Origin of the sequence: Mucilaginibacter sp., from assembly GCF_039935595.1 — a bacterium.
Lineage (GTDB): Bacteria > Bacteroidota > Bacteroidia > Sphingobacteriales > Sphingobacteriaceae > Mucilaginibacter.
The window spans coordinates 1-12,832 of the sequence record NZ_JBDTJZ010000226.1; the positions used below are offsets into that span (position 1 = coordinate 1).

A 12,832-nucleotide genomic window follows, 5' to 3' on the forward strand; every position below is an offset into this window, starting at 1 on the left:
CGAGGATGGTTTATCCAGCCCGTTATGTTCAAAGCGGGTGTTCATCCACGCTTTATCATTCCACTCATAAAAAGTATCGGCAATTATGGATGCTGTACGCGGCGGCTCTTCCCAGCGCAAGGCAAACGGATCGCCTTTTTCCAGGTCCTCACCGGTATTTGAGGCGATGAAATATTTATAAGCTTCTCCGTTACCAATGTTAGGTACAAACCCTTCCCAAATTCCCGATCCATCCCAACGGATATACAAACCATGCGAGCCACGGTTCCAGCCGTTAAAGCCCCCCATTACCGATACAAACTTGGCATTGGGTGCCCATACTGCAAAGTAAGTTCCCACCACACCATCATGCTCTACTACATGCGAACCCAGTTTTTCGTACAGCTTATAATGCTTACCGGCTTTAAATAGTTCGATATCAAAATTAGTAAAACGACTGTAAGGATGCACATTATATTTTTGCACAATTACGGCAGGAATAGTTTTTTTCGCAGTCGCAGATTTTGGTACTGTAGCTTTAGTCGCCTTTTTTACTGTTGTTTTTGCTGGTTCGGTAGAAGTGGAAGTTGCTTTTTTGGCCATAATCAAGTACCCCTTACGGGGATTAGCATTTGTATGTAACAATCAAATATATCAATATTGTTTTTGTACACACCATAAACTAAAAAGACTTACAAAGTTTTTAAAACCTTTGTAAGTCTAATCATGATAATTTTAAAAATCCTATAAATCCTAGTCCTACTTACTTATTTCCAGACGTTTAAAATTCTTACTGAATTTCATCTGCAGGCAACCATCTTTCGTAATGGTAAAATCGGTTATCGGCCTGCCGTCGCTGGCCATAATTTTTGATGGTTTAAATGGCAAACCAATAATATTAAACGCATAGTTTTCATAACGCGGATTATATAAACCCTCCATACTTTGATTAATTACAAAGCTGGTTTTAGTACCGCTAACCGCAAATTTTTTCTCTAAATAAATATCCTGCTCGTAAGCAAATGTTTCGCCATAATCTTCAAACAGGAAGGAGTTAGCTTCATAATCGCTATAATAAACATTCAATATAACCTCTTCAATTTCCTTTTCGCCTACATATTGCATTACCGGATATTCAGGTATAATTGAGCCCGCTTTTACAAAAATAGGCATAGTTTCTAGCGGTGTTAAAACCTCGGTTTCTTTGCCGCCGGCCACTACCTCATAGGTCCAGAAATTATACCAGTTGCCTTTTGGCAGGTACACTTTACGACTTTTTTGTCCGGGCTCTAAAACCGGGCATATCAATATCTTATCGCCATAAGTAAATTCGTCCTGGCGGAAATGGTTGCTTAATACTTCCTGTTCCTGCATTACCACCGGCCTTAAAATAGGGAAGCCATAACGATGGTGTTCCCAAAATGCCGAATACATATAAGGCAGCAAGCGGTAACGCAATTCAATAAATTTACGATTGATACTGGTAAACGGCTCGCCAAAACTCCATGGCTCACGCTCCTTGGTATCGCCTGCTGAGTGCGCCCGCATAAATGGCGAGAACGTACCCATTTGTATCCAGCGGGTAAACAGCTCGCCATCAGGCTCACCACTAAATCCGCCTATATCGGTACCAACAAATGGTATGCCCGAAACTGACATACGCTGGCACTGTATATTACCTAATTTTAAATGCTCCCACGAGGCTACGTTATCCCCTGTCCAGGCGGAAGCATAACGTTGCACGCCTGAATATCCTGCGCGGGTTATAGTAAACGGACGCTTATTTTTCATCAGTTTGCGCAAACCTTCGTAGGTTGAGCGTACCATTTGCATACCATACACGTTATGCGCCTTTCGGTGCGACCCACGTTGCCCGTCGTATTGGTGACGCACATCATCCGGGAAAGTACCCGCGCCAAATACAGCCGGCTCATTCATATCGTTCCAAACACCGGCTACACCCGCTTCAACTAAACCCTCAAATAAGCCGCCCCACCATTCGCGTACATCAGGGTTGGTAAAATCAGGAAACTGGCAGCGGCCCGGCCATACGTGGCCCTCCATAAAATAGTCATCGCTGCGGCGGCAAAAATGCCGGTTTTCCTTACCTTCTTTAAATACCCAGTAATTATCGTCCACACGTATACCGGGGTCAATAATCACCACCGTTTTAAACCCATCAGCAGCCAACTCGCTTATCATTTTCTTCGGGTCGGGGAAATATTTTTTGTTCCATGTAAAGCAGCGGTACCCATCCATATAATCAATGTCAAGGTATATACCGTCGCAAGGTATCTGATTCTCGCGGAAACCGGTAGCTATTTTACGCACTTTAGCCTCCGGATAATAACTCCAGCGGCATTGATGATAACCCAGCGCCCAAAGCGGCGGCATGGGGTGTGTACCTGTAAGCAGGTGATAGCTTTTTACAACATCCATCATGTGCGGACCATGTATGTAATAATATTGCAATTCGCCGCCATCGGCCCAAAAACTGGTTTTGGTTTTATCCTCGCCTCCAAAGTCAAAATGCGATTTAAAGGTATTATCAAAGAAGATACCGTGCGCTATATCATCATTTAAGCTGATGTAAAAAGGGATGCTGCGGTACAGCGGGTCCTGATTCCATGCAAACGAATAAGCATCAGTATTCCAATTTTTTAAACGCTTGCCGCGCAGGTTAAGCTCGGTGGGTTTATCGCCCAGGCCAAAAAAGCTTTCTTCGGGATGGCACTCTTTGGTGCAAAACACGTAGTATCCGCCAAATTTTATGTTTTCCTCCCAATGCATGGGCACCGCGTCAGCACTGGTAATATTATTCTCGTTGTCAGAAAATGAGATAAAAAAGTCCTGTTTGCGTATATGGCAACTTACCGCGCTGGTTGATATCCTGAATTCGTTATCATCCTCAAACAAGGTAAACGCTACATTTTTTGTGACTATTTTAGGTACCGCGTACGAAAACTCTTCTAAAAAAACACCATGTGGCGCAAGCCTCACTTTTATAACCTGCTCTGTTATAACTACTATTTCAACCTTAGCATCCCCATCAGTAAAGTAAAATTTGTTCTCTGCCTGCTCCACAGATTTTGGAATGCCCAGGTACTTTTTTATAATGGGCTTTATGGCCTCGGCGGGATTATTAAGGTGATGAAATTCTTCTTCATCTTCAAGTAATCTATTGGCCAACAACTCCGGATCTTGTATATTCTCTTCCATAAATAACTTTAATGTGTGTTTATCGCCACAACCATCTAATCAATATTGGGGTAATGCTGTTTCTAATAGCTAATAAACGATTTTTATTCAATAAATGCGCCATAAATTGCGTTGAAAATAACAAAAGCTTCAAATTTTTAGTAAAATCGCAATAATGACCCAATTAAAATTTCAAAATCACACCGTCCATTCCCGCAAGAGTGACATTTATCCCCGCTTTTATGTCGCTTGTGGAGTATTTTGCACCCGTTAACAGGTCGGTTAATTCTTTTTGGCCGTTTAAATTTAAACTATCTGCTAAATCACCGGGCAAAACAATCTGCAACTGACGCTCATTACGGTCAAAATTTACCACAATCAATATTTGCTGATCAGTATTATAACGCAGATATGCGTAAATTCGTTCGTCAAATCCGCCTCGTTTTTGGTTGGCTAGCATCAATTCATAAAATTTGCCTGTTTGCAGGGCTTCGTTATTTTGTACCGCGTTTAGCAGGGTACAATAAAAATTACGCAATTTTTTCTGATCGTCAGATAAGCCGCCGCCATCAAACTGTCCGTTGTTCAGCCATTTTTGATGCTCACGCAGCCCGCAATAATCAAATATACTGGTGCGGCCATCGCCGTCGCTAAAACCTTCTGCTATGTTGGCGGGCTCGCCCACCTCCTGGCCATTGTATATCATCACTGCCCCGGTTGATAAAGTAGCGGTTAGTATCATCCCCGGTACGGCGTGCCAGGCATCGCCGGCAAAAAACTCCGACGCTATGCGCTGTTCATCATGCGTTTCCATAAAACGTAGCATATGCTCCTCAACACCATTAGTATCATAGTTCCAAACGGCGTTTATTTGCCAGGTTGAGTTGTTGTACGGATCAGTGGTCAATCGCCTCACGGTATCATACAATCCGCTTTTATCATACAAATAATCAAATTTGCCTTTAAAAATATAATCGCGGTATTTGTTTTTATCATAAGCTTCGCCGATGAATAATATACCGGGCACTTCGGCTTTCAGTTTAGGCACCAGCCATCCCCAAAACTCAAATGGCACATGCTCTACCATATCGCAGCGGAAACCATCGACCCCTTTTTGTGTCCAGTAATGCAGTATGCGGTAAAGCTTGTTCCATAAAGGCGGCGGCGGGTCAAAATACCGCTGCCCGTTAGAGTAATCAACCCCGTAGTTCAGTTTAACGGTTTCGAACCAATCGCTTATTGACGGGTGTGCGTTAAAAACGTCATTACCGGTTACTTTGGCTGGATATTCGTGAAACTCCCCATCCTTTAGCGGGCTAACAAACTCATCCCCACCGGGGTTATAGCCATGCGGTACTTCAAAGTACTCACCTGGCATATAGTAAAAATCGTTATTTACGTCAAAGGCTTTATTGCTATGGTCGTCCTGACCAAAATCGCGCACGCCATCGGGTTTTTTATCTGATTGATAGGTACGCGCCACATGGTTGGGCACAAAATCAATAATAACCTTGAGCCCGTTATCATGCGTACGTTTTACCAGCGCCTCAAACTCGGCTATACGGTTGGGTACATCAACGGCCAGGTCGGGGTCAATATCAAAATAATCTTTAATAGCATACGGCGAACCGGCGCGCCCCTTTACCACATCCGGGTCGTCGGGTTTAATGCCGAATGCCGAATGATCGGTCATGGTGGCATGCTCAATTACCCCGCAATACCAAACATGGGTAAAGCCCATTTTCTTAATTTCCTGCAGGGCAGTATTATTAATATCGTTGAGCTTGCCTACGCCGTTCTCTTCAACCGAGCCATAGTATTTGTTAGTGGTATTGGTATTGCCAAACAGGCGCGGCAATAGTTGGTATATGATGAGTTTGTTGTTGGTGTGGGTTGGTTGCATTAAAAATTACCGGGTATAACTTAAAAAGTTAAATATGGTAAAAAAATAAACAACGGTTAAGTCATGCCGAATTTATTTCGGCACCTCATATACAAAGTCTTCAACCCGTCAGTAGGAATATCCTGTGATATTTCGAAATAAATCAAAAATAAATGCAAACAGATTAGGAAAAATATAAAAGTTTAATTTTATCTTTAGTTTAACTTTTATTATCACATAGGTTAAATACAGAGTTGCTCCTGTTTTATCTTTTACACATATTTAAACCTTTATCATGTTAAACTCAAATTCAACTGACCACGAACTTAATGTTGCTATATTAATTTATGACGGCGTTGAATTGGTTGATATGAATGGGCCATTAGACGCTTTTCTTCACGCCAACCGGTATAATGGCAATCGCTACAACGTTTATACCGTATCAGCTACGATGGATGCAATTATAAGCGAAGGTAACGTAGTTACTATAGTGCCGAAATATGACATTACTAATTGCCCTAACCCAGACATTATTGTTATTCCAGGCATTATTAACAAGCAGGTAAATGAAACGATTATTACCTGGTTAACAGCGATGTGCGAGAATCCGGAAAGGATAATTATGTCAGTATGCATTGGCTTTTTTACTTTGGCCCAAACCGGCATTTTGTCGGGCAAAAAGGCAACTACACATTACCTTTCCATCAGCGATGCCCATAACAAATATCCAGACGTTATTTTCGAAAAAAATGTCAGATATGTAGCGGATGGCAATATCATAACTACAGGTGGCATCACCTCCGGAATTGACGGCGCACTATATTTGATTGAAAGGCTTGATAACACCATCATCGCGCAGCAAACCGCGGATGTAATGGTTTATAACCGCGAAGCACCGTTGCCGCCGTTTACCATTTTACCACCTTATTTCAGTATCTAAAAGTTAATCTAATAATAAACCCTAAGTTAAACCAATCGCAATGTCAATCAACAACAAAAAACCCGGTTCCGGCACGTACACATACCGCAGCCTTTTAAACAACCCTGATCTGGCCGCTACATTTGATTCGCTAGAATTTGGCCGGGGAAATCTCGAAATCAAAATATCTGAATCAAATGCTATTTCCGGAAGGATTTATGATACCGGATGGGAACTGGTGCTAAAAGGCTCCATTCAATATGGTTGTCCGGCAACTTTATGGTTCCAGGGCTCGGGTATAGTTAGCGGCGCACCATGGGTTTATGATTATCTGGCCTATTTGGTGCCTCAAATACCCAATGGTATTGACCAGATACCTGTAATTACCGGCAGCGTAACGCGTGCAATCGCACACCCAAATGGTAGTGGCGGCACTGCTCCTGCAGGGGTGGTTTGTTCTTTTTATGCGGTAATTCAAAGTACTTAAACAAGTAATACCTAAAACCTTAACACATGAATAATCCTACCGAAGTGCATCCATGCTGCCATAGCAATGCACCGGATACCCCTACGCCGCCAGTAACTTCAACCCTAAAGCAAACTACCCGATCGCTGCCATCGATATCAATGAGCATATTAATTGCTTTTTTTCCGAAATGCCCGTTTTGCTGGGCAATTTATATGAGCATGTTCAGTAGTGTGGGTTTAGCAAGGCTGCCATATATGCCCTGGTTGCTGCCTGTACTGCTGTCTTTTTTGGCTATTCACCTTTTTTTGATCTACCGGAAAATACCACAAAAAGGGTATATACCCTTTGCGGTAAGTGTTTTAGGGGCTGTAATTATTATATCCGGCAAGTTGTCTTTCCCTTCTCAAGAATGGGTGCCAATTCCCGGCATGGTGTTGCTGATATCAGGATCGCTACTTAATAATTTGGGTGATGCACTTATACTAAATCAAATTAAAAACATAACAAAACTTTATCATCATGACAAGTAAAAAACAACTAAAGGTGCGCAGATCGCTCATCGAACTTCAAAAAGACTATGAAGCCGGCAACAAAAAACCGCTTGAAAATTTAATGCGTGCCTGGAAAGGCATAAAAGAACTACCCTATGACAACTTGAAATCGTTTTTTAAAATAGGCGGATTTCATGGAGAGCCTTTTCGTGGGGCAGGTTGGGGAAATAGTAGTTATTGGGGCGGCTATTGTAACCACGGTAATGTATTGTTCCCTACATGGCACCGTGCATATCTGGTTATATTAGAGGAAGCATTGCAAAGCATCCCCGGATGTGCAGATGTAATGCTGCCGTTTTGGGACGAAACTGACGAGTACTCGCGCACTAAAGGAATTCCATGGCCGCTAACGGTTAAAGATTTTGAACTTGACGGTGTTACGATACCTAACCCTTTGCGCTCATTTGTATTCCCCATAAATATTACCGACCATATAAGCGGAGATAATCCTAATTACTCGAAACCAAAATTGTATGAAACCGTTCGTTATCCTTTATCGGGGTTAGTAGGCAGCCAACAGGAAATTGACGCAACAAATGCACATAACGCTCAGTATCCTGACTATGATAAAAATGTGGAGATATTGAATGAAAATATACTGAACTGGTTAAACAGCTATATTATTGTGAATGGTGAAAAAATACAGACCAATGTGGCCCAAAAATTTAGGGATTGCCTAAACGCACCCAATTATACCGTTTTTTCAAATACAACATCGGCTAATGAATGGAATGCTGAACGACAAACCATAGACCCGAAAACCGGACAGCCTATTAATACTGATCCTTATAAAGTAGTAGTCCCGTTAGAATCACCACATAATAGTATCCATTTGGCCGTTGGCGGATGCGATGTACCTGGCTACGATAGGTCACCTATAGCGGGCTCAAACGGAGATATGGGCGAAAATGATACCGCCGGTTTAGACCCTATTTTCTACTTCCATCATTGCAATGTTGACCGTATGTTTTGGCTATGGCAAAAAAAACATGGCTTTACCGATAAGCTGGAAATTATTGCCGAATATCCCGGAACAAATACAGTTGACAACCAGGGGCCAACTCCCGGCTTTGCGCCAAACTCATGGCTAACGCTGGAAAGCCCGCTTGATCCGTTCAAATTAAATATAAATGGTAAGGAGCGCACCTATACCTCGTTAGATTGTATTAATATCGAAAAACAAATGGGTTTCACTTATGGCCCAGGTTCGTTGGATGAACTTGCAAAACCAGCGTTGAAAGCAGAGAAAGATGCTTTTGAAAGTAAGATAATTAAGGTTTCGCGCATCAATAAAGCACCTATCAGAGGTTCATTTATGGTATCGGCATTTGTTACTGTTGGCGGCGAAAAATTGCACTTAGGCACCGAGGCCGTATTGAGCCGGTGGAACTCAAAGTATTGCGCCAATTGCCAAACGCACCTGGAAGTTAAGGCATTTTTTAAATTACCGGTAACAGACGGAAAGCTGCTTAAAAGTTTAACCGACAGCAATTTTAGTAATGTTAATGTAGAAATAAATGGGCGCGATGGCTTACTATCGGGTCAGCCAACCAATAACCTGCGCAGTGATGGTGTGCAGGCAACCAGTTTTAAAATGGAGATCATTTAAATGATTATTCATTGTTTTAAAAAGCGGAGGTCCTTTTCGGTCCTTCGCTTTTTTTGCATGGATTTATTTTTGTCTCTAAAAGAGTTGCCAATGGTAAATTATTAATATTATTAGGCTTATCCTGAGTATTTCACCTCCCGCTCCTCCCCATGCACCAAAACGGTAATTTGCGTATCCGATAAATTCTTAATATCCACTCCGGCCTTGCTTATTTTAACATTTAACAATGCCCCACGAAAGCCTACGTTAAACGAAAAGGATTGCCATTTATCCGGTAGAAAAGGATTGAATGATAGCTTACCATCCTTTACTCGCATACCACCAAAGCCTTCAACCACGGCCATCCACGTGCCGGCCATGGAGGTGATATGGCAGCCGTCTTCGGTATCGTTGTTATAGTCATCAATATCCAGTCGCGAGGTGCGCAGGTAAAATTCGTATGCCCGTGCCTCATCGCCCAGTTTGGCGGCCAGTATGGCATGCACACATGGCGAAAGCGATGATTCATGCACCGTACGCGGCTCGTAAAAATCAAAATTGCGGCGTATGGTATCTATATCATACCTGTCCTCAAAAAAGTAAATGCCCTGCAATACGTCAGCCTGTTTGATATAGCAGGAGCGCAATATCCTGTCCCAACTCCACTTTTGGTTAAGCGGGCGCTCCCCAATGGGGATATCTTTAACCAATATCTGTTCCTTATCTAAATAACCGTCCTGCTGCAAAAACACTTGCTGCTGCTCGTCATACGGGTAATACATGTTTTGAATGATGTGCGTAAATCTGGCAAATTCCACCCCCTCATTAAAGCTGATCTTACTTATCAGCGCGTTGTATTTAGCACTATCGGCAGCCTTCACTTTGACTATCACATCCAGCGTATACTGCATGCACCAAACGGCCAGCGTATTGGTGTACCAGTTGTTATTGATATTATTTTCGTACTCGTTTGGCCCGGTAACGCCCAGCATAACATATTGTTGTTTAGCCTCGCTCCAGTTAACCCTTTGCGACCAAAACCTGGCGATAGCTATCAGCACTTCCAGGCCATAATCTTCCAAATAAGCCTCATCCGCTGTATAGCGCACATAGTTATAAATAGCATAAGCGATAGCGCCGTTACGGTGTATCTCTTCAAAAGTTATTTCCCATTCGTTATGGCATTCGGTGCCATCCATGGTAACCATAGGGTATAGCGCTGCGCCGTCTTTAAAGCCCAATAATTGCGCATTCTCAATTGCTTTGCCCAATTGCTTATAGCGATAAAGCAGCAGATTACGGGTAACTTTCGGGTCGGCGGTAGCCAGGTAAAACGGCACACAATAGGCCTCGGTGTCCCAATAGGTAGAGCCGCCATATTTTTCGCCGGTAAAGCCTTTGGGCCCAATGTTCAACCGGTCATCCTCGCCGGTATATGTTTGGTTTAGCTGAAAAATATTAAAACGGATAGCCTGTTGCGCGGCCACATCGCCCTCAATAATGATGTCATTATGCTTCCACTTTGCTGCCCATGCGGCAGCTTGTTCGGCCAGCATGGTATCAAATCCTTTTTTGCTAACGCGATCAAGGGTCTGGTTCAATTGTTCAACCAAATTCTCCGCCTTATAATTCTGCGATGATAAATTAGCGGCGTACTTGATAATGGTAATAGGTTTGCTCTGTTCAGCCAGTAAATCGACTTTCGCGGCAACATATTTTTCCTTTTCAACGGGCCGGACCTTTCCCTCCTGCGAAATAGTGAAAAGCATACCTGTAGCCACTTCAAACCCTGTTTTTTTTGTCTTTAACTGTACATAGCCGCCATTAGGATTTGCTTGCTTTTTAACTTCGTCCCAAAACTTTTCATCGTAGTTGGCATCCTTGTTTTTTATATCCCCGTCTATATAGGGCGTAATGGTTATGGGGCCGTTAAAGTTGATTGGGGTTAAAGTATATTTTATGGCCCCGGTTTCGTCATCAGCCATACTGCAAAAACGGATGGCCTCTACCTCAACCTCTTTACCGTTGACTGTTTTAGCGCGAAAGTTTCGTTTCAGGTACCCCTCCTTCATATTGAGTTCGCGGCGAAAGCTAGCCACCTCGCACTTAGCCAGGTCCAGTTGTTCGCCATCAATTATTATATCAATACCTATCCAATTAGCAGCGTTAAGCACCTTGGCAAAATATTCGGGGTAGCCGTTTTTCCACCAGCCTACGCGGGTTTTATCGGGGTAGTAAACGCCGGCTACATAATTGCCCTGTAGGGTTTCACCACTGTAGGCTTCCTCAAAATTGGCACGCTGACCCATGCGCCCGTTTCCCAAGCTAAAAACGCTCTCGGCTATCTGCTGGTGTTCGGCATTAAAGCCTTCTTCAATTATTTTCCACTCGTCGAGTTTGAAGTATTGTTTCATAAGCTAGTCTAAATCTCCCCTGATAAAGGAGACTTTAATATTGTGATTGTTGCTATTAAATTAATCTAAAGCCCTCCCTCATGGGAAGAATTTGATTTGTTTCGAATATAACTATTATAACAATTAATACCTTTATGATATGAAACAACGGTTTTATTTTGACACATCTGTTTTTGGAGGGGTGTACGATACAGAGTTTGAAGAACCTACTTTACAACTTTTTGAAAAGGTGAAATTAGGAGAGATAACATGTATGTATTCTGATCTGACTATTGCAGAATTGAATAACGCGCCAAAAAAAGTAAGTGACTATTTTGAATCTTTACCTGCTAAAAATTTAGAATTTGTTGAAATTACATCTGATAGCCTTGAACTTGCCAGACAATATATTAGTGAAAAGGTTGTTGGCGAAACCAGTTTTGACGACTGTATTCATATCGCTTTGGCTACAACAAACAAGGCCGACATATTAGTTAGCTGGAATTTTAAACACATTGTTAATGTATATCGAATTCGTGGTTATAATTCTGTAAATTTGCGTAAAGGATATACAACAATAGAGATTCGTTCACCAAAAGATATTGTTAGTTATGAAGACGACTAAGCAAATAGATGATAAAGAGTTTGATACCGTAAAAACGTTTAGAACTATAAAGGAAAAAATATCTAAAGACATTTCCGGCATGTCGTTACCGCAATTAAAAAAGTATTTAAGCGAACAAAAGTTAAAAACGGTTAAACTGTAATTTTTAAAGAGCTTGCAATCTCTCCACACTCATCTCCCCCAAACCCTTCACCACCAAATTAGCCCCTACCAGCACTTGCGGCGACCCAATGCCCACTACCTTCATTCCGCCGTTAATAGCCGCTTCTACGCCCGCAATGGCATCTTCAAACACTACACAGTTGGCCGGGTCAATACCCAGCTCTTTAGCACCATTTAAAAACACTTCGGGGTCGGGTTTTGCTTTGGTTACTTTGTTGCCATCAATAATGACATCAAACAGGTTAACCATCCCTATTTTTTCTAAGATGGTCATGGAGTTTTTACTCGCCGAGCCAAGCGCGGTTTTTAGTCCGGCATCGCGGCAGGATTGTACAAACTCCCGCGCGCCGGGTAATACCTCATTAGGTTTCATGCGGGTTATCATATCCACATACCAGTCGTTTTTACGGGTAGCCAACTCTTCTTTTTCGGCATCGGTTTTGGTAATGCCGCCAAGGCCTAATATAATTTCTAACGACCGCACACGGCTAACGCCTTTAAGCAGTTCGTTTTGCTCTTCGGTAAAATCAAAACCTAACTCATTAGCCAACCGTTTCCAGGCTTTATAATGATAAATAGCAGTATCAACAATAACCCCATCAAGGTCAAAAAGGCAGGCTTGTATATTATTCATTTTGTTTGCGACCCTAAGCATTAGTAAACAGCCCTCAATTTATGAAAAAAGGACCACAGTGCTTAAAAAACCCCATAAAAAAATCCTGCCGGTTTATAACCAACAGGATTTGATATATCATATAACAAAGACGCAAAGTATTGCGCCCTTACAATTATTTACCGGCTACTTTAGCTAAAACTTCGTTGTTTTTAGCTATCTGGTTGCCTTTTTTCTCTGCTGAACGGCTTCCCGGCTCCAAATTGGTAGCATTTTTTAAGAATTGTACTTCTAACCTTGAAGTAGTTTTATTTCTTCTGTCTTTTCTTTTTAAACGTGTTACGCCCATGACTTTATTTTTTTAATGTTGTTAACCTCGAGGTCGGGAGCGGATTCGAACCGCTGTAAAAGGTTTTGCAGACCTCTGCCTAGCCACTCGGCCACCCGACCATT

General features: G+C 42.3%; 11 protein-coding genes, 1 tRNA gene and 1 pseudogene. 6 read left to right on the forward strand and 7 right to left on the reverse strand.

All coding sequences use genetic code 11. The annotated features are described in order from the left end of the window. The 3 genes and pseudogenes from ABI367_RS16310 to ABI367_RS16320 form a co-directional block, all read right to left on the reverse strand. Window positions 1–582, reverse strand: a pseudogene (locus tag ABI367_RS16310) (1,4-alpha-glucan branching protein GlgB); the annotation flags it as partial. 156 nt (window positions 583–738) lie between these two features. Then, complete coding sequence (locus ABI367_RS16315; protein ID WP_462228111.1) at window positions 739–3,198, reverse strand: glycoside hydrolase family 31 protein; 2,460 nt, start codon at window positions 3,196–3,198, stop codon at window positions 739–741. A 163-nt stretch (window positions 3,199–3,361) separates the two neighbouring features. Beyond that, complete coding sequence (locus ABI367_RS16320) at window positions 3,362–5,080, reverse strand: alpha-amylase family glycosyl hydrolase (protein ID WP_462228112.1); 1,719 nt, start codon at window positions 5,078–5,080, stop codon at window positions 3,362–3,364. Window positions 5,081–5,354: 274 nt separating this feature from the next. On the opposite strand from ABI367_RS16320, the gene ABI367_RS16325 reads away from it, so the two are divergent. From ABI367_RS16325 to ABI367_RS16340, 4 genes are read left to right on the forward strand one after another with little or no spacing between them, the layout of a single operon-like run. After that, window positions 5,355–5,999: a DJ-1/PfpI family protein gene (locus ABI367_RS16325; protein WP_462228113.1), complete on the forward strand. Its 645-nt coding sequence runs from the start codon at window positions 5,355–5,357 to the stop codon at window positions 5,997–5,999. A 40-nt stretch (window positions 6,000–6,039) separates the two neighbouring features. Next, window positions 6,040–6,465 (forward strand): hypothetical protein, encoded by a 426-nt coding sequence (locus ABI367_RS16330; RefSeq protein ID WP_462228114.1) that lies wholly within the window; start codon window positions 6,040–6,042, stop codon window positions 6,463–6,465. Between the two features lie 26 nt (window positions 6,466–6,491). Beyond that, window positions 6,492–6,977, forward strand: coding sequence for a hypothetical protein (locus ABI367_RS16335; RefSeq protein WP_462228115.1), 486 nt, complete (start codon window positions 6,492–6,494; stop codon window positions 6,975–6,977). Continuing rightward, window positions 6,967–8,607 carry a tyrosinase family protein gene (locus ABI367_RS16340; protein WP_462228116.1) on the forward strand — a complete coding sequence of 547 codons (1,641 nt, stop codon included), beginning with the start codon at window positions 6,967–6,969 and terminating at the stop codon, window positions 8,605–8,607. Before ABI367_RS16335 ends, ABI367_RS16340 begins: the two co-directional genes overlap by 11 nt. Window positions 8,608–8,723: 116 nt before the next feature. Here the strand turns inward: ABI367_RS16340 and ABI367_RS16345 are convergent, their stop codons facing one another. Next, window positions 8,724–11,000, reverse strand: a complete 2,277-nt coding sequence (locus ABI367_RS16345) for a glycoside hydrolase family 65 protein (RefSeq protein ID WP_462228117.1) — start codon at window positions 10,998–11,000, stop codon at window positions 8,724–8,726. A 139-nt stretch (window positions 11,001–11,139) separates the two neighbouring features. On the opposite strand from ABI367_RS16345, the gene ABI367_RS16350 reads away from it, so the two are divergent. Together ABI367_RS16350 and ABI367_RS16355 are read left to right on the forward strand one after the other, a co-directional pair. Next, window positions 11,140–11,604 carry a type II toxin-antitoxin system VapC family toxin gene (locus ABI367_RS16350; protein WP_462228118.1) on the forward strand — a complete coding sequence of 155 codons (465 nt, stop codon included), beginning with the start codon at window positions 11,140–11,142 and terminating at the stop codon, window positions 11,602–11,604. Continuing rightward, window positions 11,591–11,746 carry a hypothetical protein gene (locus ABI367_RS16355; protein WP_462228119.1) on the forward strand — a complete coding sequence of 52 codons (156 nt, stop codon included), beginning with the start codon at window positions 11,591–11,593 and terminating at the stop codon, window positions 11,744–11,746. Before ABI367_RS16350 ends, ABI367_RS16355 begins: the two co-directional genes overlap by 14 nt. A gap of 3 nt (window positions 11,747–11,749) precedes the next feature. Here the strand turns inward: ABI367_RS16355 and pgmB are convergent, their stop codons facing one another. The 3 genes from pgmB to ABI367_RS16370 all read right to left on the reverse strand — a co-directional run bounded on the left by pgmB (window position 11,750) and on the right by ABI367_RS16370 (window position 12,829). Continuing rightward, window positions 11,750–12,400, reverse strand: coding sequence for a beta-phosphoglucomutase (pgmB, locus tag ABI367_RS16360; RefSeq protein ID WP_462228120.1), 651 nt, complete (start codon window positions 12,398–12,400; stop codon window positions 11,750–11,752). 154 nt (window positions 12,401–12,554) lie between these two features. Beyond that, the gene (locus tag ABI367_RS16365) at window positions 12,555–12,728 is read right to left on the reverse strand and encodes a spore protein (protein ID WP_460694055.1); all 174 of its coding nucleotides are present in this window, start codon (window positions 12,726–12,728) and stop codon (window positions 12,555–12,557) included. A 30-nt stretch (window positions 12,729–12,758) separates the two neighbouring features. Continuing rightward, window positions 12,759–12,829 (reverse strand) — tRNA-Cys (locus tag ABI367_RS16370). Window positions 12,830–12,832: the final 3 nt, after the last annotated feature.